Genomic DNA, 23,998 nt, shown 5'->3' with positions numbered 1-23,998 from the left:
GTGATCACCCTTCCTCGACGTCAGCGGACCCAGTCGGCCAGCCGGTCGGCGATCTCGTACGAAGGCAGCACCGCCGTGGCGCCGCCGCGCCGGGCCAGTTCGCCGGGCATGCCCCAGACCACAGCGGTCTCCTCGGATTCGGCGATGGTCCGGCCGCCGCCCTCCTTGACCGCGGCCATCTCGGTGGCGCCGTCGTCGCCCATCCCGGTCAGCAGCGCGCAGACCAGGCGCTCCGGGTCGACGTAGCGGCGGGCCGACCCGACCAGCCGGTCCACGCTGGGATGCCAGCGGTACTCCGCGGCGGCCGGCACGCTCTTGACGATCAGGCCGTCGGTGCGCCGGGCCACCACCACGTCGGCGTTGCCCTTGCCGATGTAGATGTTGCCGCGCTGCAGATTCATGATCCGGTCGACCTCGTGCACCCGGAGCGCGCAGACCTCGTCGAGGCGCCGGGCCAGCGCCGCGGTGAACGAGGCCGGGATGTGCTGCGCCACCACGACCGGGGCGCCGAGCGAGGCGGGCAGGGCCGGCAGCAGGTCGGAGAGGATCGCCGGCCCGCCGGTGGACGAGCCGATCAGCAGGAGGTCGACCGAGCCGACCTTGCCCAGCTCCCGGCGGGTCGTCGCGGGCGGTGCGGCGGTGGTCCGCCGGGTCTGCGCGCGTACCCGTGCGGTCAGCCCGCCGGGCCCCCGCTTGATCTTCGCGCGCGCCGCGGCCCGGACCTTGGTGACCAGCTCGCCGCTGACGTCCTCGATGTTGAGCGAGACGGTGCCGCCCGGCTTCGGCACGTAGTCGATCGCGCCGAGCTCCAGCGCCTCCAGCGTGACCAGGGCGTTGTGCTCGGTCAGCGAGGAGACCATGACGACCGGGGTGGGCTGCTGCTCCATGATCTTCGCGAGGCAGGTGAGCCCGTCCATCTCCGGCATGTTGACGTCGAGCGTCACCACGTCGGGATGCACCCGGCCGAGCTGTTCCAGCGCGTCGACGCCGTTGCGCGCGGTGTGGACGTCGAACTCGCCGCTGTCCACCAGGATCCCCTTGAGGGCGCGGCGCATCAGCGCCGAGTCGTCGACGACGAGGACGGAGGTCGCCATGGTCAGACTCCGGCGAGGGCCTCTTCGACGACCGCCTCGCAGAGCTCGGCGGCCGCACCGGCCTGGTCGGCGGCGAGCAGTTGATCCACCTGGACGAGCAGGAGCATCCGCTGCTGCTCGGGCAGGTTCGCCACCCGGGACACCACCCGGGCCTGCTCCGCCGAGAGCTCCGGCGCCGGTTCGAGCACGTTGCGCCCGACCCGCGCCACCTCGGCGACGGAATCCACGATGAACCCCGTCCGGACCCCACCGATGATGAGTACGACGATCCGCTGGCGCTCGTCCCGCTCCCCGCGACCGAGGCCGAGCCGGGTCCGCAGGTCGACCACCGGCAGCACCGTGCCGCGCAGGTTGACCAGGCCCTCCACGAAGTCGAAGGACTTCGGCACCCGGATCAGCGCCTCCGGCACCCGGATGATCTCCTGGACCGCGTCGACGTCGACGGCGTACTCCTCGTCGTCGAGGCGGAACACGACGAAGAGCTCCTCGTCGCCGCGCCCGTCGTCGAACCTCTCCTGCTCCACGGCCATCTCCCGGTCGTCCTCCTGATAGTCGGCGAGCTCGTCGCGCACCTCGGGCGAGTCGAACATCCGGTTCACGCTCAGCACCGAGACGAGCCGCTTGCCGTCCTCGAGCCGGACCACCGACTCGACCTCGGACTTGCGTCCATCCCCGGCCACCACGGTGGGCAGCGGCGCCACGAGCTGATGCGGCACCCGCAGCACCTCGCGCACGGTGTCCATCACGACACCGACCACGCCGCCGCCGATCGAGACCACGACGATCCGGTTCTGCGGCTCCAGCGGCGTCACCGGCAGGCCGAAGACCCGCCGCATGCTCACCACCGGCAGCAGCCGGCCGCGGAGGTCGATCACGCCGAGCACCCGGCTGCCGGCGTTCGGCACGTGGCTCACCGATTCGGGCGCCTGCACGATCTCCTGGACCTGATCGATGGGAAGCGCGTACTCCTGGCCCTCCACCGCGAAGCTGACCAGCTCCAGGGTGTCGTCGGACTCCGCCTCGGCGTCCGTCTCGGCGGGCAGCCGGGTGGCCGACGCCGCGTCCCGGCCGCTGCGCCGCTCGGCGGTGAGGCCGGCGAACTGGCTGCCGATCAGCTGGTCCACGTCGAGCACGGTGGTCATCTCGCCGCCGTCCGACTTGATCACCCCGACCAGCACGTCGGAGCGGACGGTGTTCTGCACCGACTCGGCCGGCTCCATCGACTGCGGGTCGATGCTGATGACGCTGGCCACCCGGTCCACCACGAAGCCGAGCGGCACCCCGCTGTCGACCACGATCACCCGGGTGGTCTCGTCGTGCGCGGCCTGGGCCATGTCGCAGCACTTGCGCAGGTTGACCACGGGCAGGACGCGCCCGCGCAGGTTCGCCAGACCCTCCAGGGACGGCGGGCCGAGCGGGACCTTCACGAGGGCGGGCATCCGGATGATCTCCTGCACCCGGCGCATCGGGAACGCGTACCGCTCCCCCAGCATGTCGAACGTGACGTAGTCGGTGTCCTCGTCGAACTCGTCGGCGGCGAGGTCCTCTTCGGCATCCATGGACGCCCTCCCCTTCTGCGGACGGGTGTCAGCCGGCGTTCTGGAGCTCGTCGGCGAGCGCGGCGATCTCCTCGACCGCGGCGGCGAGCTCCTCGGCACCCTGCGCCTGCTCGCGGGCCGCGGTGGACGACTGCCCGGCGAGCTGCTCGGCCTGGATCGCCGCCGAGGAGATCTGCTCGAGCCCGGTCTTCACCTCGCCGAGCACGCTGACGATCTGCTGCGCCGACTCCTGCACCTCGGCGTTGCCGCCGCGCACCTGCTGCATGTCCCGCTCGATCTCCTCGAGCCGCGCGGTGGTGGCCTTCGCCGACTCGACCTCGGCGAGCGAGAGCCGGCTGGTCTCCTCCAGGTCGGCGCGCACCTCGACGATCCGGTCCTGCACCGACTTGACCAGATCCTTGATCCGGTCGGCGTTGTCCGCCGAGTCGCGGGCCAGGTTGCGGATGTCGGTGGAGACCACGGCGAAGCCCTTGCCGAACTCGCCGGCCCGGGCCGACTCGACCGAGCCGTTCACGGCGAGCATGTTGGTCTGGATCGACACGTTCGCGATGGCGTCCACGATCTTGTCGATCCGGCGGGAGATCTGCTCCAGCTCGGTGACCTTGCGGACGTTCTCGATGCCCTCGCGGGCCGCCGTGCCGATCGCGTCGATCATCGAGTCGACCGACTCCTTGTTGGTGGCGAGCAGCTCCAGGATCACGTCGGCCCGCTCCACGGCGTTGCTGCCGCGGTTGGCGGACAGCTGGGCGCCCTGCTCGATCTGGGCGACCAGGTCGGCGGTCTGCTGGCCCTTCTCGGCCGCGGTCCGCGCCCCGGTGTTGATCTCGTTGATCGCCACGTTGATCTGCCCGGCAGCCCGGGTGATCTCCTCGACCGCGGCGGAGAGCTCCTCGGCCGCGGAGGCGACCTCCTCGGCGCTCTTCGCGATGTCGGTGCTGTTCCGCAGCGTCTCGGAGACCTCGGCCAGCGACTCGGCGGCCTGCTCGCTCTGCCGCAGCGCCTGGGTCTGCTGTGCCACCGTCTGCAGCGACTCCTCGCACGCGGCGGACTGCTGCTCGGCGGCGGCCGCGATCTCCTCGGACCGCTGCTTCGCGGTGCCGGCGGACCTCTTCGACTGCTGCGCCGCGGCGGCCATCTCGGTCGCGCCCGCCATGATCGTGCCCATGTCGGCGCGGATGGTCTCGAGCTGCGACGTGATCGTCTTGCCCTTCTCCACCTCGCCCCGGGCCGTCTCGGCGGAGGTCTGCACCGCCCCGGCGATCTCGGTGACGCTGTTGCGCACCTCGTCGATCAGGTCGCGGATCTGCCGGGCGCTGCGCTCACTGGTCTCGGCCAGGGTGCGCACCTCGTCGGCGACCACGGCGAAGCCCTTGCCGTGCTGCCGGGCCCGGGCCGCCTCGATCGCGGCGTTCAGCGCCAGCAGGTTGGTCTGGTCGGCGATGTGCGCGACCGTCTTGACGATCTCGCCGATCTCGTCGGCCTGCTTCTCCAGCTCGGTGATGGTGACGACCGAGGTGGTCTGCCGGGTCGAGGCGCTGTCGACGTTGCTGAGCAGGTTGCTGATCCCGGTACGGGTCTCGTTCAGCAGGAGCTGCAGAGCCTGGCTCAGCTCGGCCACCTGACGGGTGGTCTGCTCCTGCCGGTCGACCCGCTCCTCGACCTGGTTCATCGCGGCGAGGCTCTGCTGGGTCGCGCCGGACGCCTCCTCGGCGCCCGCGGCGATCTGCTGCATCGACTCGGAGAGCTGGCGGGAGGCCTCGGCCGCCTGGGCGTTCTGCGCGGAGATCTCCGCGGTGGCGGTGGCGATCCGCTCGGCGGCCTGCTGCTGCTTCGCCACCGATCGGGCCTGCCGCCGGTTCGCGTCCGGATCGGCGCCGCGGCCGGCGGGCCGCGCCGCGGCGGGCGCGGTGGCCGGGCGGGCGCGGGAGGCCTCGGTGGCACGCCCGGACGAGGTGCTGGTGAGGGGCATGGTGACTCCCAACTGGATAACGGTCGATCGACGCAAGCGGGGTGCGGAACGAGTCGCCGCGATCGGGAGCACGCCGTCCGGTCATTGCCGGATCATCTGTCGACGGCCCCTCCGACCAGGGAAATCCTGGCACCGGGCGTGGGCCGTTCAGGGTTAAATCCACCGAAATCGTTGCTCGGCGGTGACACCCGGTCCCGATGGGGCCAGAGTGCTCGATTACCGTCCGGATCCGGTGGTCACGACGGTAGGGAGCCGGAATGCGCGCATTGGTTCAGACGGTCAGCCGGGCGAGCGTGACGGTCGGCGAGGAGGTCGTCGGCAAGATCGAGGACGGCCTGCTCGTGCTCGTCGGCGTGACCCACGACGACACCGCCGCGAGCGCCGCCGAACTGGCCCGGAAGACGTGGGAGCTGCGGATCCTGGACGGCGACCGGTCGGCCTCGGACGAGAACGCGCCGGTCCTGGTGGTCAGCCAGTTCACGCTCTACGGCGACGCGCGCAAGGGTCGCCGGCCCACCTGGAACGCGGCCGCGCCGGCCGAGACCGCCGAGCCGCTGATCACCGCGTTCGTCTCGGCGCTGCGCGCCCGGGGAGCGACCGTCGAAACCGGTCGCTTCCGGGCACACATGCTCGTCGAGAGCGTGAACGTCGGTCCTCGTACGGTGCTCCTGGAACTTTGATCTTGATCTTTAGAAGAAGAGGCCCCGGCGCTGGGCGGACTGACGGAGCCACTGGTCCAGGCGGGCCGCCCAGTCGACCTGGTCGGCTGTCGCGTAGTCGACGTCGAAGCTGCCGAACGCGTCGTGACCCTCGGTGAAGACGCCGCCGCGCTTGTCCAGCTCGAGCACCACCTGGAGCTTGTGCGGGGTGGGCAGGAACGTCAGCTCGAGCTGGTTGATGCCGCTCGCGAACGCCGCCGGCGGGTAGAACTCGATCTCCTGGTAGAACGGGAGCTGCTGGTCCACCCCGTAGACCCGGCCCTTCTCCACATCCGCCCGGCTGAACCGGAAACCGAGGCGGAGCAGCGCCTCCAGGATCCGCTCCTGGGCCGGCAGCGGGTGCACCGCGACGGCGTCCAGATCGGACTTGTCGACGGCGCGGGCCACCTCGAGCTCGGTGGTCAGACCCATCGTCATACCGTGCAGGTGCTGGCCGTAGACCTCGGTGATCGGCGTCTGCCACGGCACGTCGAACTTGAACGGGACGTCGTGCCGGGCGCCCGGGTCGAGCCGGAACGAGCCGGTCAGGCGCTGCCGATGGAACTCCTGATCGGTCTGGTACTCGCTGTCGCCGCTCTCCACCTCGACCCGGGTGATCAAGCCGATCGCGAGGTATTCGACATCCACCGCGTGGTCGCCGCCGACCACGTGCACGGTCCCCTCGAGGAACCCGCCCGGATAGGTGTTCGGGTTCGTGAGCACGGTGTCGACCGAAGGCCCACCGACACCGAGCGCCTGCATCATGCGTTTGAAGACCACGATCATCACCCTTTCTCGGTGCAAGCACAGTATCGGCGTCCGGCAAACCCCGCTTGTCGTCTTGTCGACGTCAGGGTTCTCCCTGATTCATGCCACCTGGAGGCTGGCCTCACCTCCGTTTAACGCGCCAGCGGCGAAGCTTGCTTCACCGGCACGAAAGCGGCTGGTACGCACGACACGTTGATCGCGGGGAGGGGACTCGAGTGGTCCTGGAGATGAAGGCGTCGGAGCAGATGGTGGTCGAGGAAGCAGAGACGCTCGCCGACCTGGACGCGACGGACGAGCGTGGTGTTTCCGCCGACCTGGTCCGCGCCTACCTCAACGGCATCGGCCGCACCCGGCTGCTCACCGCGGTCGAGGAGGTCACCCTGTCGAAGCGGATCGAGGCCGGCCTGTACGCGGAGGAGAAGCTCGCCGCGGCGCCCGCCGAGATCGCGCCCCTGCTCCAGATCATCGTCGCCGAGGGCAAGGCCGCGAAGAACCACCTGCTCGAGGCGAACCTGCGGCTCGTCGTCAGCATCGCGAAGCGCTACACCGGCCGCGGCATGGCCTTCCTCGACCTGATCCAGGAGGGCAACCTCGGCCTGATCCGCGCGGTCGAGAAGTTCGACTACACCAAGGGCTACAAGTTCTCCACCTACGCCACCTGGTGGATCCGGCAGGCCATCACCCGCGCCATGGCCGACCAGGCCCGCACCATCCGCATCCCGGTGCACATGGTCGAGCAGGTCAACCGCATGGTCCGCTGCCGCCGCGACCTCGCCGCCTCACTCGGCCGCGAACCCGGCATCGGCGAGATCGCCAAGGCCATGGACGTGCCCGAGTTCCAGGTCATCGAGCTCATCTCGTACGACCGCGAGCCGGTCAGCCTGGACCAGGCCGTCGGCGAGGACGGCGAGAGCGCCCTCGGCGACTTCGTCGCCGCCGTCGACCCGAACCAGCCCGGTGAGGGCGTCGCGCAGGGCGAGCTCCGCAGCGAAGTGGAGATCGTGCTCGCCACCCTCTCCGAGCGCGAATCCGCGGTGATCCGCCTCCGCTTCGGCCTGGACGACGGGCGCCAGCGCACCCTCGACGAGGTCGGCCGCGAGTTCGGGCTGAGCCGCGAGCGCATCCGCCAGATCGAGAAGGTCACGATGCTCAAGCTGCGCGACCCGGAGCGGGCGTCGCGGCTCGAGGCGTACGCGGTCTGACGTTCACAGGCACAGGGCCCGTCCGGGCCGCTTCGGGGGGAGCGGCGGGGCGGGCCCTTCGCGTGTCCGCCGCCGGCTCTCGTCCCTTGTCCTCGTGCACCTCTGCCTCACTGCTCCGCTGCCCCGCCGCCTCGCTGCCCCCGCCGTCTTGCTGCCTCGCTGCACCTGTCCCTGCCCCTGCCCGATCTTGTGAATCCGTGCGGCACCGGTCCTGCGCGAATTCACAAGATCGCGGCAGAAGGCGAGGGATAAGGCGCTGCGCGGGCCGCACGGGGTCGGTGTCGAGAGTGCGGCGAGGGCCGGTGTCAGGCGGGCGGCGCGGCCTGGCTTCGGGCGGATGCTCGCTCTTCAGGCGTCCCGCTGCCCGATCTTGTGAATCCGCGCGGCACCGGGCCTGCGCAGATTCGCAAGATCGCGGGGAAGAGGGAGGCCGGGCACCAGGCCTGCGCAGATTCACAAGATCGGGCAGGGGGAAGGGCGGGGACAAGGCCTGCGTGGATTCACAAGATTGCGGGGAGGAGCGGGCGGATTCAGGCGCTTCGGAGGCGGCGGGGGCCGGTGTCGGGGCGGGCGGGCGCGTCGCCGAACTCGGCTGCCGCGTGGAGGACCGAGAAGCCGTCGGGGCGGGCCAGCACCGGGTTCAGGGTGAGCGAGCGGACGCGCGGATGGTCGTCGGCTATCCGGCCTACGCGGAGGAGGAGGTCGATCAGGGCGGCTCGGTCGACCGGGGTGGAGCCGCGGTAGCCGTGCAGGAGCGGGGCGGCGCGGGGCTCGTCGACCAGGGCTTCGGCGGCCCGGTCGGTCAGCGGGGCGGCGCGCCAGGCCAGGTCGCCGAGGAGTTCGCTGGCCACGCCGCCCAGGCCGAAGCCGACGACCGGGCCGAACGCCGGGTCCTCGACCACTTCGATGCGGCAGGCTACGCCCGGCGGGACCATGGTCTGCACGAGGACGTCCGGCCCGAACGCCGCGGAGAGTTCGCGGTAGGCGACCCGTACGTCGTCCTCGTCGCCCAGGGCGAGGCGCACGGCGCCGAGGTCGATCCGATGGCGCAACCCACCGCCTGCCGCCTTGAGCGCGACTGGATATCCCAGCTCGTTGGCGGCGCTGACCGCGGCCGACACCGAGGCGGCCTGGGTGGACGGCACGACCGGGATGCCGTACGCGGAGAGCAGCTCGCCGGCGGTCGACGCCGTCTCGGCCGCGACCGCGTCCACATCGGAGAGGACGGGCATGACGCCCGGCGGGCGGCGCAGCCAGTCGGCGTAGTTGACCACCCGGGCCAGCGCCCGCACCGCCTCCTCGACCGACGAGTAGGCCGGCACCCGCGGCGGAACCTGCCCGAACACCATGGTGGCGACGGTCGGCTTCTCTCCCGCGAGCGCGACGCTGGCCAGCGCCGCGGCGAAGTCGGCGTCCTCGTCGGCGTGCTGGCCGGGCACCGGCGGCGCGAAGACCACGACGAGCGCGTCCACCCGCGGGTCGACGGCCGCGTCGGCGAGGGCGTCGGCCAGGTCGTGCGCGGTCGCGATGGGGCTCACGGCGCTCGGGTATCCGTCGGCCACGGTCAGGCCGGCGGCGCGGCAGGCGACCACGGCGAGCTCGGCGAGCGCCGAGGAGTTGCCGACCACGGCGACCCGGCGGCCGGACGGCAGCGGCTGGTGGGCCAGGATCATGCCGACGTCGAAGAGCTCCTGGACGGTGTCCACGCGGATGACGCCGGAACGGGCGAACAGGGCGGTCACCGCGTTGGCGTCCGGTCCCGGCGCGTCGCCGGCGAGGCCGGGCGGCCGGGTCGCCGACGCCACCGCCACGACCGGTTTCACCCGGCTCATCCGGCGGGCCAGCCGGGCGAACTTGCGCGGGTTGCCGAACGTCTCCAGGTAGAGCAGGACCACGTCGGTGCCCGGGTCGTCCTGCCAGAACTGCAGCAGGTCGTTGCCGGAGACGTCGGCGCGGTTGCCGGCCGAGACGAAACTCGACAGCCCCAGCCCGCGCCGGTCCGCCTCGGCGAGCAGGGCCACGCCGAGCGCGCCGCTCTGCGCGAAGAAGCCGACCCGGCCGGCCTTGGGCAGGCGCGGCGAGAGGGTCGCGTTGAGGCGTACGCCCGGCTCGGTGTTGGCGATCCCGAAGCTGCTCGGGCCGATCACCCGCAGGCCCGCCGCCCGCGCGGCCTCGACGAGACGCCGCTGCTGGGCGGCGCCTTCCGGACCGGTCTCGCCGAAGCCCGCCGAGACCACCACGACGCCGCCCGCGCCGGCGCGGGCCGCATCCGTCCCGGCCTCCGGGACCGCCTCCGCCGGCACGGCGATCAGGGCCAGGTCGATCGGGACACCGGCGTCCGAGGCACTTCGGTACGCGGTGAGCCCGGCGACCCGCTCGGCGGTGGGGTGCACCGGCACGACCGCGCCGGGGTAGCCGCCGTCGCGCAGGTTGCCCAGCATCGCGGCGCCGATGCCCTGGCCGCTCGCGCTGGCGCCGTAGATCGCGATGCCCCGCGGCGCCAGCAGCCGGGCGATCGAGCGGGCCTCGGTGAGGTGCTCGCGGGACTCCTGCACCTCGCGGGACTTCTCGGTCGGCGCGATCGGGAAGCTGAGGTGGACCACGCCGTCCGCGTACTTGCGCTGCACCTGGAAGCCGGAGTCGCCGAAGACCCGCAGCATGCCGCCGTTCTCCGGCAGCACCTCGGCGACGAACCGGGTCATCCCGTTCTCCCGGGCCGCCTCGGCCAGGTGCTCGAGCATCACCGAGCCGATGCCGCGGCCCTGGTGCGCGTCCTCGACCACGAACGCGACCTCGGCGTCCGGCGAGTCCGGGCCGAGTCGTTCGTACCGGCCCACCGCGGTGATCCGGCCGCCGGCGTCGACCGTCACGAACGCCTCGCGGTCGTGGTGGTCCACGTTGACGAAGCGCTGCAGGTCGCGCTCCGGGATCCGTGGATAGGGCGAGAAGTAGCGCAGATAGCGGGTGCGGTCGCTCATCCTGGAGTGGAAGTCCACGATGGCCGGTGCGTCCTCCGGGCGGATCTGCCGCAGGTGCGCGGTCGAGCCGTCGGCCAGCAGGACGTCTGCGCTCTTCGCCACGTCGTCAGTCCCTGGGGTCGTGCGGGTCCAGTCCGTGCAGGGGGAAGACCGCCGTCCGGGTCGCCTGGATGGCCCGGTCCACCGGATCGGTCGTTCCCGGCGACCAGTGTTCCAGGACGGGCGGCACACCGTCGGTCATCGTCTCCGGAACGTCCGCTCCGGGACAGCGCCGGCTCGCCAGTTCACGCCAGCCCTGCGGGGTACGGGTCGCCGGGTCCAGCGGTTCCCCGGTGGCCACCGCGAGCAGGTGCGACCAGGCCCGGGGCACCACCTCGACGAGCGCGTACCCCCCGCCGCCGGTCGCCACCCAGCGGCCCTCGCAGACCTCGTCGGCCAGCTCGCGGATCGCCACGTACGCGGCTCGCTGCCCGTCCACCGAGAGCTTCAGGTCGGCGAGCGGGTCGAGGCGGTGCGCGTCGGCCCCGCACTGGCTCACGATGATCTCCGGGGCGAACGCGCGGACCACCGACGGCACGACCGCGTGGAACGCGCGCAGCCAGGCCGCGTCCCCGGTGCCCGGTGGCAAGGGCACGTTCACGGCGGTGCCCTCGGCGTCCGGCCCGCCGATCTCGTCGGCGAAGCCGGTGCCCGGGAAGAGCGCGAGCGGCGTCTCGTGCAGGCTCACGGTGAGCACCCGCGGATCGTTCCAGAACGCGGTCTGCACCCCGTCGCCGTGGTGCACGTCGACGTCGACGTACGCGATCCGCTGGGCGCCCTGGTCGAGCAGCCAGGCGATCGCCACGGCGGGATCGTTGTAGACGCAGAAGCCGGCGGCCCGGGCCGGCAGCGCGTGGTGCAGGCCGCCGGACACGTTGACGGCGCGCCGGGCCGTGCCGCGCCAGACCGCCTCGGCCGCCGCGATGGTGGCGCCGCAGATCCGGGCCGAGGCGTCGTGCATCCCGTCGAAGACCGGGTTGTCGGGGGTGTTGAGGCCCCAGCCGGTGAAGAACGGATCGATGGGGGCGAGGCGCACGGCGTCGAGATAGTCGGCCCGGTGCACCCGCGTGAGATCGATCTCACTCGCGGGACGGGGCGTGATCATTTGTACGGTGGGACGGTCCAGAACGCCGAGATCCCGCGCCAGCGCCATGGTCAGCTCGACCCGTACCGGATTGAGCGGATGGTCGCCCATGTCGTAGTCGAGCAGGGCGCTGTCCCACACGACAGCCGTCGTCTCGTCCGCCATGGGGACATGCTGCCACGGGTGCTTTCCCCCGGTCGTGCCCCACGTGTCGTTAGCACAGGTGTTCCGGGGTCGGGTAGGGTCTTCAGACACTTGCTCGGGGCGGAAGTCAACCCCCCGCCGCGCGGTATTATCGCTGCTGGGAGGACCGCATCGTGAACGATCTCGTCGATACCACCGAGATGTACCTGCGCACCATCCTCGAACTCGAGGAAGAAGGTGTGCCCGCACTCCGAGCCCGCATCGCCGAACGCCTGCACCAGAGCGGTCCCACGGTCAGCCAGACCGTCGCCCGGATGGAGCGCGACGGTCTGCTGACCGTCGAGGGTGACCGCCACCTGGTCCTGACGGACGTGGGCCGGTCGACCGCCGTGGCCGTCATGCGCAAGCACCGGCTCGCCGAGCTCCTGCTCGTGAACGTCATCGGCATGCCCTACGAGGAGGCCCACGAGGAGGCCTGCCGCTGGGAGCACGTGATGAGCGACTCCGTGGAGAAGCGCGTCTACGAGCTGCTCAACAAGCCGACCCGCTCTCCTTACGGCAACCCGATTCCCGGTCTCGAGGAGCTGGGCGCGCCGGATGAGACCCTCACCGAGCACATCGTCGGCGAGCGCAACCTCGCCTTCCCGGGCCTGTCCGGGAGCGTCGTGGTGCAGCGGATCTGCGAGAGCGTGCAGACGAACTCCGACGTGCTGCGCCAGCTGCACGCCGCCGGCATCGATCCGGGCACCACGGTCACCGTGGCGCAGGAGCGCGACGGCGTCACCATCGACAAGTCCGGCGACAAGATCCGCCTGCCGCGCGAGGTGGCGTCGCGGGTCTTCGTGGCGGCCCACTGAGGCGGCTCAGCCGTCGGTGGTGTTCATCGCCTGAGCGAGGGCGAACAGCTTGCCGTTCATGGCCTTCACGGTCGCCGCGTCGGCGCCCTTCTCGAAGGTGTACTTCAACGTCTGGAGCTGCTTCGCCTCGCTCAGCCAGCCGATCTCGACGGACGGCCCGTGCCCGTCCTTCGCCTTGGCGGTGAGCCGATAGGCGGCCTTGCCCAGTTTCTTGAGCTTGGTCGCCTTCTCCGGCATGCGCTCGTCGAGGAAGATCTCGGCGTCCGCCTTCGTCGTCTCCACCACGGAGAGTGAGAGGTCGGGCCACTCCTGGTCGATGTTCTGGACCACGCAGGTGGACGTCTCGTCGACCTGGTCGGAGGCCGCCACGGAGAACCGGACGCCGATCTTCTCGTCGATGAAGTCCCAGTCCCAGAGGATGCAGGCGCCGCCCGCCGACGCCGCCGGCGGGGCGACGACCTCGACCGGGGGCAGCGCGGACGTGGCCGGCTTCTCGTCGCGGGGGCCGCATCCGGAGACGGCGAGCAGCACGACGACGGCCGGCACGGCGAAACGCGTACGCACTAGTGATCCTCCCGGGTCCGCGCACACCTTAGTGGGCGGAGCGGCGCGAGCGGAAGACGCGGGATCGCTGTCGGACCGTCACGGTCAGTGCACTTGACGGTCGCTGTCAAGTAGGCGGAGGATGGCGGGCGTGAACCCGCTGGCCGAGCAACTGCTGCGCCTCGTCGACGTGCGCCTGCTCGACCCGCTGGAGATCCTGCTCGAGGACGCCGAGATCCCCGGCGGTCTGCGCATCGTGCTGCGCCGCCGGGCGGCCGTCTGGGCCGAGACGATCGAGAAGAACGACCACGCCGCGGCGGTGCACACCATCGCCCGGATCATCGCGACGCTCTACCCGGACGAGCACGCGTTCACCCCGCCGCCCGAATGGTGGCGGACGCCGCTGGGGCAAGCGGTCCTCCGCACGGTAGGTCACCCGTACGCGGAAGCTGTTTCTCTCGCCACTGCCGGCGCCATGCTCGGCATCAGCCGGCAGGGGGTGCACGACCTGGTGCGCCGCGGGAAGCTGCCTCGTCATCCGGGCGGCGGCGTTCCGGTGAACGCCATCCGCGAGCGCCTGCTCGACCATCCACCTACCGGGGAGTCCCCATGATCAACGACCGCCTCATCGACGCCGGCGACCTGCCGCTCGCCGTCCGCGACTTCGGCGGCGACCAGCCGCCGCTGCTGCTCCTGCACGGCGCCGGGGCGAACCTGGCGCACATGACCACGCTGGCCCGCGCGCTGCGGCCGCACCACCGGGTCATCACGGTGGACCTGCGCTGCCACGGGCGCTCCGGCGACGGGCCGTGGACCTGGGACGCCGCGCTCGGCGATCTGGCCGCGGTGTGCGTACAGATGGAGCTGAACCGGCCCGCCGTGGTCGGCCACTCCCTCGGTGGCATGCTCGCGGCGCTCTGGGCGCAGCGGCACCCGGAGACCCCCGGCGTGGTGAGCCTCGACGGCAACCCGCCGCCCACCCGCCCCGAGCACCTGCCCGGCCTCGACCCGGAGAAGGCCGCGGCCGAGCTGGCCCGGCTGCACGCCGTGTTCGACGCCGTCGAGGCGGCCGCGGGCCAGGTCATCCCCGCCGACCAGCTGCCCGACCTGGTGGAACGCCAGCAGATGGCGGCCCGCGACATGGGCGCCAACGAGAAGGTGTGGATCGAGGGCTTCCGCCGCAATCTGGCCCATGTGGACGGTGAGACCTCGATCCGGCCGTCCGGACCGGCCACGGCCGAGCTGCGCGCCCTGATGAACTCGCTCGACCTCGGCCCGGTCTACGCCGCGACGACCTGCCCCGAGCTGGTCATCCTGCCAACCCGCAGCCTGCCCGAGCAGGAGCCGTTCGCCGAGCTCTACGCGGCGCACCGGCGGTTCCTGGTGGAGCAGGCGCAGGCGGCGCCGAACCTGCGGTACCTCCAGCTCGCCGACGCGTCGCACGCCATGGTGATCGAGCAGCCGGCCGCCATCGCGTCGATCGTCACGGAGTTCCTGACCCCTTTGACGCCGCGATGAATTGATCCCCCCTTCATGATCGGAACCGGCCACAGCAGACAATGTCTGGTCGGCGATCACCGGTCGGGAGGGGAGACGAGGATGGGCCGGCCCGAGGAACTTTCGGTTTCGGCGGAGGCGCTTTCGGTTTCGGCGGCGGCGCTTTCGGTTTCGGCGGAGGCGCTTTCGGTGGAGGCGCGGGAGGTGCTGGCGCGGCTGGAGCCGCTGGGGCCGCTGGTGGCCACCGGCAGCTACGTCTCCGGCCTGATGGTGTCGCGCGAGATCGACGTGGTGATGGACGGCGGCCCGGCGGACGTGGTGCCGCTGTTCGCCCGGGCCGTCGAGATCCCCGGCCTGACCGGTTTCGCGTACGACCGCGCCGGCGACGACATCAAGGTCACGCTGACCGTCGGCGCGTGGCGGGTGCTGCTGTCCCTCCGGCCGGACGGCGGCCCGGACCCCGCCGGGTGGCATCGCGACCTGGCGGCGCGCCTCACCGGCGAGGAGCGGGAGGCGATCCTCGCGATCAAGCGGATGTGGCACGAGCGGCCGGAGTACCCGGGCGCCGACGCGGTCTGCACGGCGGTGCTGGAGGACGGGGTCCGCACGGCCGTCGAGTTCGGCGTCTGGCTCCGCTCCCCGAGCCGCTGACCGTTATTCAAAATCGGACAGTGCCATCGAGGCTACATTGACGAGGATGATCGTCAGGCCGATCAGAATCGGCCAGAGCACGACGCCCGTGAAGGCGCCCGCGGCAGCGTCACGACGGTCGTTCCGCCGGTGCCACTGACCGAGAAGGATCACGCCGGCCACGGTCGCGGCGGTGAGCGCCCACAGGAGCGCGAGCTGCCGCACCACCATCACCACCGCGACGACGGCGGCCCAGGCGACGAGCGCCTGCCCCAGCCCGATCGAGAAACGCATCGCGCCACCCTAGCCGGAAAGGGCAACCGCCCGGCCCCTGATCGGGACCGGGCGGTTGACTCGCGACAGCGTCAGCTGCAGCCCGACGTCGAGCCGCAGCCCTCGCAGACGTAGCAGCTGCCGGCCCGGCGCATCTTCGTGCCGCAGGTGAAGCAGAGCGGCGCGTCGGCGGCGTGGCCGGTGACGATCTCGAGCAGCTCGGTGGAGGAGCCGGCGGAGGGCGTCTTCGCCTCAGCGACCTCGGCCACCGTCACGGTGGACGGGGTGGACGAGACGACCGGGGCGGCGGGCGCCACGGGCTCGGCGGGAGCGGAAGCGGCCATGCCGGTCACGGCCAGGTCCACCGCGGCGGCTTCGGCGGCCGCCTCGGCCTGGGCCTGGGCGGTGCGCTCCTTCGCCGTGAAGATGCCGAGCTCGGCGCGGGTCTCGTAGGGCAGGAAGTCCAGCGCCAGGCGACGGAAGATGTAGTCCATCACCGAGGACGCCATGCGCACGTCCGGGTCGTCGGTCATGCCGGCCGGCTCGAAGCGCATGTTGGTGAACTTGGCGACGTACGTCTCCAGCGGGACGCCGTACTGCAGGCCTATCGAGATGGCGACCGAGAAGGCGTCCATCACGCCGGCCAGGGTGGAGCCCTGCTTCGACATCTTGAGGAAGACCTCGCCGAGGCCGTCGTCCGGGTAGGACGACGCGGTCAGGTAGCCCTCGGCGCCGCCGACCGAGAAGGAGACCGTCTCGGACGGGCGCTTCTTCGGCAGGCGCTTGCGCACCGGCCGGTACTCGATGACCTTCTCGACGACCTTCTCGACCGCGGCGGCCGGGGCGGCCTCGGTGGCGGCCGGAGCCGGAGCAGACGCCTTCGCGCCCTTGCCGGCCGAGAGCGGCTGGCCCACCTTGCAGTTGTCGCGGTAGATCGCGAGCGCCTTCAGGCCGAGCTTCCAGCCCTGGTAGTGGATCTCCTCGATCTCCTCGACGGTCGCCGACTCCGGCATGTTGACCGTCTTCGAGATCGCGCCGGAGATGAACGGCTGCACGGCCGCCATCATCCGGACGTGGCCGAGCGGCGCGATGACCCGCTCGCCCATGGCGCAGTCGAAGACCGCGTAGTGCTCCGGCTTGAGCCCGGGCGCGTCGACGACGTTGCCGTGGTCGGAGATGTGCTCGACGATCGCCTCGACCTGCTCCTCGGGGTAGCCGAGGGTGCGCAGGGCGCGCGGGACCGTCTGGTTGACGATCTGCATCGAGCCGCCGCCGACGAGCTTCTTGAACTTGACCAGGGCCAGGTCGGGCTCGATGCCGGTGGTGTCGCAGTCCATCATCAGGCCGATGGTGCCGGTCGGGGCGAGCACCGACGCCTGGGCGTTGCGCCAGCCGTTCTTCTCACCGATCTTGTTGCCGTTCTTCCACTGCTTGGTGGCCTCACGGACGATCTCGGTGGCGACGACGCCCGAGGGGCGGATCTCGTCGTTGGCGGCGGCGTGCTTGCGCATGACCCGCTGGTGGGCGTCGGCGTTGCGGGCGTAGCCCTCGTACGCGCCGACGACGCCGGCCAGCTCGGCCGAGCGGCGGTACGCCGTGCCGGTCATCAGCGAGGTGATGGCGGCGGCGACGCTGCGGCCGGCGTCCGAGTCGTAGGGCAGGCCGGACGCCATCAGCAGGGCGCCGATGTTGGCGTACCCGATGCCGAGCTGACGGTAGGCGCGGGTGGTGATCCCGATCTTCTCGGTCGGGAAGTCCGCGAAGCAGATCGAGATGTCCATCGCGGTGATGATGAACTCGACGCTCTTGACGAACTTCTCCACCTCGAAGCCGCCGTCGGCCTTGAGGAACTTCATCAGGTTCAGCGAGGCCAGGTTGCAGGACGAGTCGTCCAGCGACATGTACTCCGAGCACGGGTTGGACGCGGTGATCCGGCCGGTCTCGGGGTTCGTGTGCCAGTCGTTGATGGTGTCGTCGTACTGCAGGCCCGGGTCGGCGCACTCCCACGCGGCCTGGGCGATGCCGCGGAAGAGCTTGCGCGCGTCGATGGTCTCGATGACCTCGCCGTTGAGCCGGCCGCGGAGGCCGAACTCGGTGCCCTCCTCGTACGCCCGCATGAACTCGTCGCTGACCCGCACCGAGTTGTTGGCGTTCTGGTACTGGACGCTGACGATGTCGGAGCCGCCGAGGTCCATGTCGAAGCCGGCGTCCCGCAGCGCGCGGATCTTGTCTTCCTCGCGCGCCTTGGTGGAGACGAACTCCTCGATGTCCGGGTGGTCGACGTCGAGGATGACCATCTTCGCGGCACGCCGGGTGGCGCCGCCGGACTTGATCGTCCCCGCGCTGGCGTCGGCGCCGCGCATGAAGCTGACCGGGCCGCTCGCCGTGCCGCCGGAGGAGAGCAGCTCCTTCGAGGAGCGGATCCGGGAGAGGTTGACGCCGGAGCCGGAGCCACCCTTGAAGATCAGACCCTCTTCCTTGTACCAGTCGAGGATCGAGTCCATCGAGTCGTCGACGGAGAGGATGAAGCACGCGCTGACCTGCTGCGGCGACTTGGTGCCGACGTTGAACCAGACCGGCGAGTTGAAGCTGAACACCTGGTGCAGCAGCATCCAGGTGAGCTCGTGGTCGAACAGCTCGGCGTCGGCCGGGGTCGCGAAGTAGCCGTGCTCCTCGCCCGCCTTGCGGTAGGTCTGCACGACGCGGTCGATGAGCTGCCGCAGCGACTGCTCACGCTCCGGGGTGCCGACCGCACCGCGGAAGTACTTGGTCGTGACGATGTTCGCGGCGTTCACGCTCCAGAACGCCGGGAACTCCACGCCACGCTGCTCGAAGTTGATCGAGCCGTCACGCCAGTTGGTCATGACGACGTCGCGGCGCTCCCACTCCACCTCGTCGTACGGGTGAACGCCCTCGGTCGTCCACACCCGCTCCACACGCAGCCCCCCGGCCGCCGCGCCGGTGCCGCCGCTCGTCCGGCTGCGCTGGCGACCTGCTGTGATGCCGTCTCCGGCCATAAGGATGTGCTCCCCCTCGTAGTACCGCGGAAAGGTGACGCTGAATTGCCGGCCGACGATCAGCCGTTGAGCTTTGGCGCTCGCACGCCGGACCGCGGCGCGACGGCGTGTCGCGTCCCGGGTTCCCTGACGGCGGGCGCGTCGCGGAGCGCGGCGATCTCCTTCTCGAACTCGTCCAGAGAGTCGAACGCCTTGTAGACACTCGCGAATCGCAGATAAGCCACCTGGTCCAGCTCACGCAGAGGCGTGAGGATCGCCAGTCCCACCTCGTGGCTGGGGATCTCGGCGGCGCCGCGGGCCCGGACGGTCTCCTCGACGCGCTGCGCGAGCAGGGCGATCGAGTCCTCGTCGACGGGCCGGCCCTGGCAGGCCTTCCGGACACCGCTCATGATCTTGGTCCGGCTGAAGGGCTCGGTGACGCCGCTGCGCTTGACCACCGCGAGGACCGCCTCCTCGACCGTGGTGAAGCGCTTGCCGCACTCGGGGCACGACCGCCGCCGACGGATCAGCTGACCGTCGTCGGCCTCGCGCGAGTCGACCACGCGCGAATCAGCGTGGCGACAGTACGGGCAGCGCACCGCAAGAACCCCCTCGACATCCCTCCCCGGGCGGTCAGCGGACACGCCGAAACGCAGCCCCGCTCCGTCTTGACCATGGCCTGGACCGACGCGACGCTGTGGACGACATGTGGATAACCGGGGAGAGGGAAACCCAACCTGTGGATGACTTCCATCCGTGTAACCACTAGATGTTGGGGTAGACGCTATGCCCCGGCGGACGGCGGCGCAAGTTCAGCAACGTGCCGACGCGCCGGTTTTTCAAGCTCACCACCTGGGGTGATGTCACGATCACTCGGCGCAGCGGCCGGGGGCTGCACGACGCGCCGGAGAACCGGACGACCCATCCGTCGGGTGACCACCGGAGGACACTGAATCTTGCTGGTCAGCCCTGCGACGCGGTGGTGAACAACACGACACTCGCCAGTACGGCGAGGAGGAGGTAGGCACCGAGCAGAACCGCCCGGCCACGGCGAGTGAGCCGCACCGGCGGCGCCGCGTGTCGCATCCCACTGGAAACCATGACGACCCCTCTTCTCGGACACGCGTTCGATAGAACGTCCGTACGACGGTCTATCAGAACAGGAGTACGGAAGTCGAGCCCCGAACGCGCGACACGCCGGAGAAACGTCGTACAGATGTTTGAATATGTCGCATCTCCCTATTACGGTTTTCCGTCAAGAGGGGTCAGCCGGCCCGACGTTCATCCCCACGACGTCGTCCGGCTCCGCGACGCACCACGTGCCGGAAGGCACTGGCCGACAGGGAGGGCGGACGTGCCTACCGACGACCGCACGAGCCAACAGCACCAACCCGACCCGGGGCCGGTCCGGCGCCGCACGCCGAGCCGGGGCCGCAGCGGTGACGCGCCGCAGCTGCGCTCGGTCACCCCGATCGGCCACGTCCCCGAGGCGATCGCCACCGACCTGACCGCGCGCCAGCGCCGGATCCTCGAGTTCATCCGCGAGTGGGTGGAGAAATACGGCTACCCGCCGAGCGTCCGCGAGATCGGCGAGGCCGTCGGCCTGGTCTCCCCGTCCAGCGTGGCCTACCAGCTGAAGGCGCTGGAGACCAAGGGATACCTGCGCCGCGACCCGAACCGGCCGCGTGCCGTGGACGTCCGCGCGCCCGGCGAGCTCGTCGACGACGAGGCGTTGCGCGCGGCCCGGCCCCAGCCCGCCTACGTGCCCCTGGTCGGCCGGATCGCGGCCGGTGGCCCGATCCTCGCCGAGCAGTCCGTGGAGGACTTCTTCCCGCTGCCGCGCGAGCTGGTCGGCGAGGGCGAGGTCTTCATGCTGGAGGTCAAGGGCGACTCGATGATCGACGCCGCGATCTGCAACGGCGACTGGGTGGTGGTCCGCCAGCAGCCGACCGCGGAGGCCGGCGACATCGTGGCCGCGATGATCGACGGCGAGGCCACCGTGAAGAGCTACCGGCAACGCGACGGGCACGTCTGGCTCATGCCCGCCAACCCCGCCTTCGATCCGATCCCCGGCGACGACGCCACCATCATGGGCCGCGTCGTCGCGGTCCTGCGTCGCGTCTGACCCGTCCCACGCCGAAGGCCGGTCCCCTTTTCAGGACCGGCCTTCACGATCAAGAGCTTTCGGCGTACGAAGAACAGCGGCAGTCCCCTACCGCTGGTAGTCCTGCTCGTCGGGGCGGCCGTAGACCCCGCCACGGCCGGGCGGCTGCTGACCACGGCCCGGAGGCTGCTGCTGCGGACCGCGCGGGCCACCCTGCGGCGGACCCCCCTGGGGACCGCGCGGCGGCTGCTGCGGACGTCCCTGCTGCGGACCGCGAGGACCACCCTGCTGCCCACCGCCCTGCGGACCGCCCTGCTGGCCGCGCCCCTGCTGAGGACCGCCCTGCTGAGGACCACGGGGAGGCTGCGGACGACCTTGGGGACCGCCCTGCGGGCCACGACCAGGCTGGCCGCCGCCCTGCTGTCCGCGCCCCTGCTGAGGACCACCCTGCTGAGGACCACGGGGAGGCTGCGGACGACCCTGCTGAGGACCACGCGGACCACCCTGCGGGCCACGGCCCTGCTGCGGACGACCCTGCTGCGGACGACCCTGCTGCGGACCCTGGGGACCGCGCGGGGGCTGCTGGCCGGCCGGGCGGCCGTACTGCCCGGCCCCCGCCCCCGCCGGCGCCGCCGCCGGGGCTCCGCCGTAGACGCCGCTGCCACCGCGCTGCGGCGCCCCGGGACCACCGGACGGCGGGCCGGAGGGTGCTCCGGCCGGCGCTCCGGACCCGGCCTTCGCCTGCGCGCCGCCGTAGACCGGGCCGCCACCGCCACCAACGCCACCGCCACCAACGCCACCGCCGCCGGGGCGGCCGTAGGCCGGGGTGCGCTGCGGCAGGCCGCCGACCCCGATCAGCTCGGTCTCCGGGTCGCCGGTGTCGATGCCGCCCGGGATGTCGTCGGCCTCGGCCGCTGCTGTCGCCCGCGGGGACTTGCGGAAGCGCACGATGCCGAAGACGCCGGCGCCCACCAGGAGCAGGCCCAGGGCGCCGATGCCGGCGACCAGGTAGGTCAGGTTGTCCAGGTCGGTGTACCAGGCGGCGCCCGCGTTGTCCTGACCGGACTTCTTGGAGATCGCGGCGACCTCGGTGGCCGGCTCGTACTCCCGGATGTTGTTGACGGTCTCGACGTCGCCGTTCATGTCCGAGACGGTGAGGAACCGCTTGCCGTCCGAGCTGTACGAGATCGCCTCGCCGAACGGCTCGTTCGGCAGGCCGGTGGTGCGCGGCTCCTTCTTCAGGGCGGCCACCACGTCGCCGTTCTCGACGTCCCACTCGAGCGCGTCGGTGTAGGTCCGGAGGGCGACCTTCGCGCCGCCCGGAGCGACAGCGCCGCCGGTGATCGTCCGGTTGCCGATGCGGGCCACCGCGTTGCCGGCCGTCTCGGTCGCGTTGACGGTGAGCTCGGCCACCTTGGTCATCGCGATGCCGTCGGTGCTCTTCGCGACGAGCGGGGCGGACGGCTTGTAGACCCCGGCGGTCGCGCCGATCTCCTTGGTCACCACGAGCGGGAGGCCGTCGCCGTCGATCAGCAACGCCTCGGCGTCGTGCGCGTCACCGTCCGGGTAGGTCATCCGGTAGAGCGTCGGCTTCTTCTCGCCGTCGGCCGCCATCTTCCAGACCGCGATGGCCGGACGCGGTTTCGGGTCGTCGCCGCGGACGTTGTTGTCGCCGATGTCGGCGATCCACAGCGTCTTGCCGTCGGCCGACAGCACCATGTCCTCGGTGTCGAGCGGGCCGGAGCCGCTGTAGTCCTGCTCCTTGGTGACGGCGCACTTCTTGTCGAGGAAGAAGATCTTCTCCTTGGTGGCGTCCTCGGTGCCGTCGTTGATCACGACGTACCCGGTCTTCGTCGCCACCAGCCCGGAGATCTCGTCGAGCCGCTTGTCGGTGATCTTGCAGAGCTTCTTGCCGGGTGTCGCCTTGGCACTCACCGTCGGCGCGGGTGTCGGGTCCTCGGCGGACGCGCTTGAGGAACCGACCATCACGAAGCCCAGGGCCACGATGATCGAGAAGACGAGACGCCGCATCCGCACAGTGTCGCATGCGGCGTCGCCCGTTGGTATTACGTGTGGATCAACGCTGGTCGGAGCCCTTCTGGACGCCCGGCCTCACAGCCGGAAAGCGTCCAGCTCAGCGGCGAGCTCGTCGTCCACCCGGACCCGCAGCTCGGTGCCGTCGTCCAGGTGTCGGGACTGGAGCACCTGACCGGACCGGTGCACCCTGGCCACCAGGTCGGCCCGCGCGTACGGCAGGAGGACCGTCATGTCGACGGCCGGCCGGGGCAGCCGCTCGGCGATGGCCGCGTGCAGCTCGCTGATCCCCGCTCCGGACCGCGCCGAGACGAAGACGGCGTCCGGCCATGCCCGCTTGAGCCGCAGGATCGTCTCTTCGTCGGACGCGTCCACCTTGTTGACCACGAGCAGCTCGGGAATCCGGTCGGCGCCGACCTCCCCCAGAACCTCGCGGACCGCGCTGACCTGACCCTCCGGGTCGGGGTGGGCGCCGTCGACGACGTGCACGACGAGGTCGGCCTGGGCCACCTCCTCGAGCGTGGAGCGGAACGCCTCCACGATCTGGTGCGGCAGGTGCCGGACGAAGCCGACCGTGTCGGAGAGCGTGAAGACCCGCCCGTCCTCCGCGGCCGTCCGCCGGGTGGTCGGGTCGAGCGTCGCGAAGAGCGCGTCCTCGACCAGCACGCCGGCCTGGGTCAGCCGGTTCAGCAGGCTGGACTTGCCGGCGTTGGTGTAGCCGGCGATCGCCACGGCCGGCACGCCGCTCGCGGCCCGGCGGGAGCGCTTGGTCTCCCGTACCGTCTTCATGGCTTTGATCTCACGCCGCAGCTTGGCGATGCGGGTGTTGATCCGCCGGCGATCGGTCTCCAGCTTGGTCTCACCGGGACCGCGCGTGCCCACACCGCCGCCGCCGGCGCCGCCACCCGCGCCACCGCCCTGACGGGAGAGCGAGTCACCCCAGCCGCGCAGACGCGGCAGGAGGTATTGCAGCTGGGCGAGCTCGACCTGGGCCTTGCCCTCCCGGCTCTTGGCGTGCTGGGCGAAGATGTCGAGGATCAGCGCGGTCCGGTCGACGACCTTGACCTTGACCTGCTCCTCGAGCTTGCGCAGCTGCGAGGGCGAGAGCTCGCCGTCGCAGATGACGGTGTCGGCGCCGGTCATGACGACCACGTCGCGGAGCTCGTCGACCTTGCCGCGGCCGATGAACGTGGCCGCGTCCGGCTGCCTGCGGCGCTGGATCAGGCCCTCGAGGACCTGTGAGCCCGCGGTCTCGGCGAGCGCGGCGAGCTCGGTCAGCGAATTATCGGCGTCCTCGACGCTGCCCTCGGTCCAGACGCCGACCAGCACCACTCTCTCGAGTCGCAACTGGCGGTACTCGACCTCGGTGACGTCGGTCAGCTCGGTGGAGAGCCCCGCGACACGCCGCAGCGAGTGCCGCTCCTCGAGCTCGAGCTCGCCGGTGGTCAGGTCGGGTTCGTCCAGCACGGGTGCCTGGTGGATGTTTCGCAAAAGTGACCTCCTCCGGCCCGATCGTGGCACGTCCCGCC

The 23,998-nt window shown here is 71.2% G+C and carries 19 protein-coding genes; 7 read left to right on the top strand and 12 right to left on the bottom strand.

Features of this window, described 5'->3' with window-relative positions; all coding sequences use genetic code 11:
- Positions 1–20: 20 nt before the first annotated feature.
- Genes cheB through AB0G10_RS04090 form a run of 3 tightly spaced genes read right to left on the bottom strand, consistent with a single transcriptional unit; the run spans position 21 to position 4,622 of the window.
- Complete coding sequence (cheB, locus tag AB0G10_RS04100) at positions 21–1,094, bottom strand: chemotaxis-specific protein-glutamate methyltransferase CheB (RefSeq protein WP_360916136.1); 1,074 nt, start codon at positions 1,092–1,094, stop codon at positions 21–23.
- Between the two features lie 2 nt (positions 1,095–1,096).
- Positions 1,097–2,653 carry a chemotaxis protein CheW gene (locus AB0G10_RS04095; protein WP_360916133.1) on the bottom strand — a complete coding sequence of 519 codons (1,557 nt, stop codon included), beginning with the start codon at positions 2,651–2,653 and terminating at the stop codon, positions 1,097–1,099.
- 28 nt (positions 2,654–2,681) lie between these two features.
- Positions 2,682–4,622 carry a methyl-accepting chemotaxis protein gene (locus AB0G10_RS04090; protein WP_360916130.1) on the bottom strand — a complete coding sequence of 647 codons (1,941 nt, stop codon included), beginning with the start codon at positions 4,620–4,622 and terminating at the stop codon, positions 2,682–2,684.
- A gap of 257 nt (positions 4,623–4,879) precedes the next feature.
- On the opposite strand from AB0G10_RS04090, the gene dtd reads away from it, so the two are divergent.
- Positions 4,880–5,302 carry a D-aminoacyl-tRNA deacylase gene (gene dtd, locus AB0G10_RS04085; protein WP_360916127.1) on the top strand — a complete coding sequence of 141 codons (423 nt, stop codon included), beginning with the start codon at positions 4,880–4,882 and terminating at the stop codon, positions 5,300–5,302.
- A 9-nt stretch (positions 5,303–5,311) separates the two neighbouring features.
- Here dtd and AB0G10_RS04080 read toward each other — a convergent pair whose 3' ends face one another.
- Positions 5,312–6,100: a sporulation protein gene (locus tag AB0G10_RS04080; RefSeq protein ID WP_360916124.1), complete on the bottom strand. Its 789-nt coding sequence runs from the start codon at positions 6,098–6,100 to the stop codon at positions 5,312–5,314.
- A 215-nt stretch (positions 6,101–6,315) separates the two neighbouring features.
- Here AB0G10_RS04080 and sigB point away from each other — a divergent pair, with 215 nt between their 5' ends.
- Positions 6,316–7,290, top strand: coding sequence for an RNA polymerase sigma factor SigB (gene sigB, locus AB0G10_RS04075; protein WP_360917952.1), 975 nt, complete (start codon positions 6,316–6,318; stop codon positions 7,288–7,290).
- Positions 7,291–7,820: 530 nt separating this feature from the next.
- Here sigB and AB0G10_RS04070 read toward each other — a convergent pair.
- Positions 7,821–10,370 (bottom strand): GNAT family N-acetyltransferase, encoded by a 2,550-nt coding sequence (locus AB0G10_RS04070; protein WP_360916121.1) that lies wholly within the window; start codon positions 10,368–10,370, stop codon positions 7,821–7,823.
- Between the two features lie 4 nt (positions 10,371–10,374).
- Positions 10,375–11,556, bottom strand: coding sequence for an acetoin utilization protein AcuC (locus tag AB0G10_RS04065; RefSeq protein WP_360916117.1), 1,182 nt, complete (start codon positions 11,554–11,556; stop codon positions 10,375–10,377).
- Between the two features lie 149 nt (positions 11,557–11,705).
- Here AB0G10_RS04065 and AB0G10_RS04060 point away from each other — a divergent pair, with 149 nt between their 5' ends.
- A complete protein-coding gene (locus AB0G10_RS04060; RefSeq protein ID WP_360917951.1) occupies positions 11,706–12,392 on the top strand; it encodes a metal-dependent transcriptional regulator in 687 nt (228 codons plus the stop codon).
- 6 nt (positions 12,393–12,398) lie between these two features.
- On the opposite strand, the gene AB0G10_RS04055 is transcribed toward AB0G10_RS04060, so the two are convergent.
- Positions 12,399–12,956 carry a hypothetical protein gene (locus AB0G10_RS04055; protein WP_360916114.1) on the bottom strand — a complete coding sequence of 186 codons (558 nt, stop codon included), beginning with the start codon at positions 12,954–12,956 and terminating at the stop codon, positions 12,399–12,401.
- 130 nt (positions 12,957–13,086) lie between these two features.
- Here AB0G10_RS04055 and AB0G10_RS04050 point away from each other — a divergent pair, with 130 nt between their 5' ends.
- The 3 genes from AB0G10_RS04050 to AB0G10_RS04040 all read left to right on the top strand — a co-directional run bounded on the left by AB0G10_RS04050 (position 13,087) and on the right by AB0G10_RS04040 (position 15,083).
- Positions 13,087–13,548 carry a hypothetical protein gene (locus tag AB0G10_RS04050; RefSeq protein ID WP_360916111.1) on the top strand — a complete coding sequence of 154 codons (462 nt, stop codon included), beginning with the start codon at positions 13,087–13,089 and terminating at the stop codon, positions 13,546–13,548.
- Positions 13,545–14,453, top strand: coding sequence for an alpha/beta hydrolase (locus tag AB0G10_RS04045; protein ID WP_360916107.1), 909 nt, complete (start codon positions 13,545–13,547; stop codon positions 14,451–14,453). The genes AB0G10_RS04050 and AB0G10_RS04045 overlap by 4 nt, the downstream gene beginning before the upstream one ends.
- 168 nt (positions 14,454–14,621) lie before the next feature.
- Positions 14,622–15,083, top strand: coding sequence for a hypothetical protein (locus AB0G10_RS04040; protein WP_360916104.1), 462 nt, complete (start codon positions 14,622–14,624; stop codon positions 15,081–15,083).
- A 3-nt stretch (positions 15,084–15,086) separates the two neighbouring features.
- Here AB0G10_RS04040 and AB0G10_RS04035 read toward each other — a convergent pair whose 3' ends face one another.
- The 3 genes from AB0G10_RS04035 to nrdR all read right to left on the bottom strand — a co-directional run bounded on the left by AB0G10_RS04035 (position 15,087) and on the right by nrdR (position 18,930).
- Positions 15,087–15,356: a hypothetical protein gene (locus AB0G10_RS04035; RefSeq protein WP_360916101.1), complete on the bottom strand. Its 270-nt coding sequence runs from the start codon at positions 15,354–15,356 to the stop codon at positions 15,087–15,089.
- Between the two features lie 71 nt (positions 15,357–15,427).
- Positions 15,428–18,352 (bottom strand): vitamin B12-dependent ribonucleotide reductase, encoded by a 2,925-nt coding sequence (locus AB0G10_RS04030; protein WP_360916098.1) that lies wholly within the window; start codon positions 18,350–18,352, stop codon positions 15,428–15,430.
- Positions 18,353–18,411: 59 nt separating this feature from the next.
- Positions 18,412–18,930 (bottom strand): transcriptional regulator NrdR, encoded by a 519-nt coding sequence (gene nrdR, locus AB0G10_RS04025; RefSeq protein WP_360916095.1) that lies wholly within the window; start codon positions 18,928–18,930, stop codon positions 18,412–18,414.
- An 854-nt stretch (positions 18,931–19,784) separates the two neighbouring features.
- Here nrdR and lexA point away from each other — a divergent pair.
- Positions 19,785–20,456, top strand: coding sequence for a transcriptional repressor LexA (gene lexA, locus AB0G10_RS04020; RefSeq protein ID WP_360917950.1), 672 nt, complete (start codon positions 19,785–19,787; stop codon positions 20,454–20,456).
- 87 nt (positions 20,457–20,543) lie between these two features.
- Here the strand turns inward: lexA and AB0G10_RS04015 are convergent, their stop codons facing one another.
- A complete protein-coding gene (locus AB0G10_RS04015) occupies positions 20,544–22,466 on the bottom strand; it encodes a hypothetical protein (RefSeq protein WP_360916092.1) in 1,923 nt (640 codons plus the stop codon).
- Positions 22,467–22,547: 81 nt separating this feature from the next.
- Positions 22,548–23,960 carry a GTPase HflX gene (hflX, locus tag AB0G10_RS04010; protein WP_360916089.1) on the bottom strand — a complete coding sequence of 471 codons (1,413 nt, stop codon included), beginning with the start codon at positions 23,958–23,960 and terminating at the stop codon, positions 22,548–22,550.
- Between the last annotated feature and the right edge of the window lie 38 nt (positions 23,961–23,998).

The sequence above is a fragment of the Actinoplanes sp. NPDC023714 genome, from assembly GCF_040639855.1.
In the GTDB taxonomy this organism is placed as follows: domain Bacteria; phylum Actinomycetota; class Actinomycetes; order Mycobacteriales; family Micromonosporaceae; genus Actinoplanes.
This window is presented reverse-complemented; position numbering and strand designations above follow the sequence as displayed.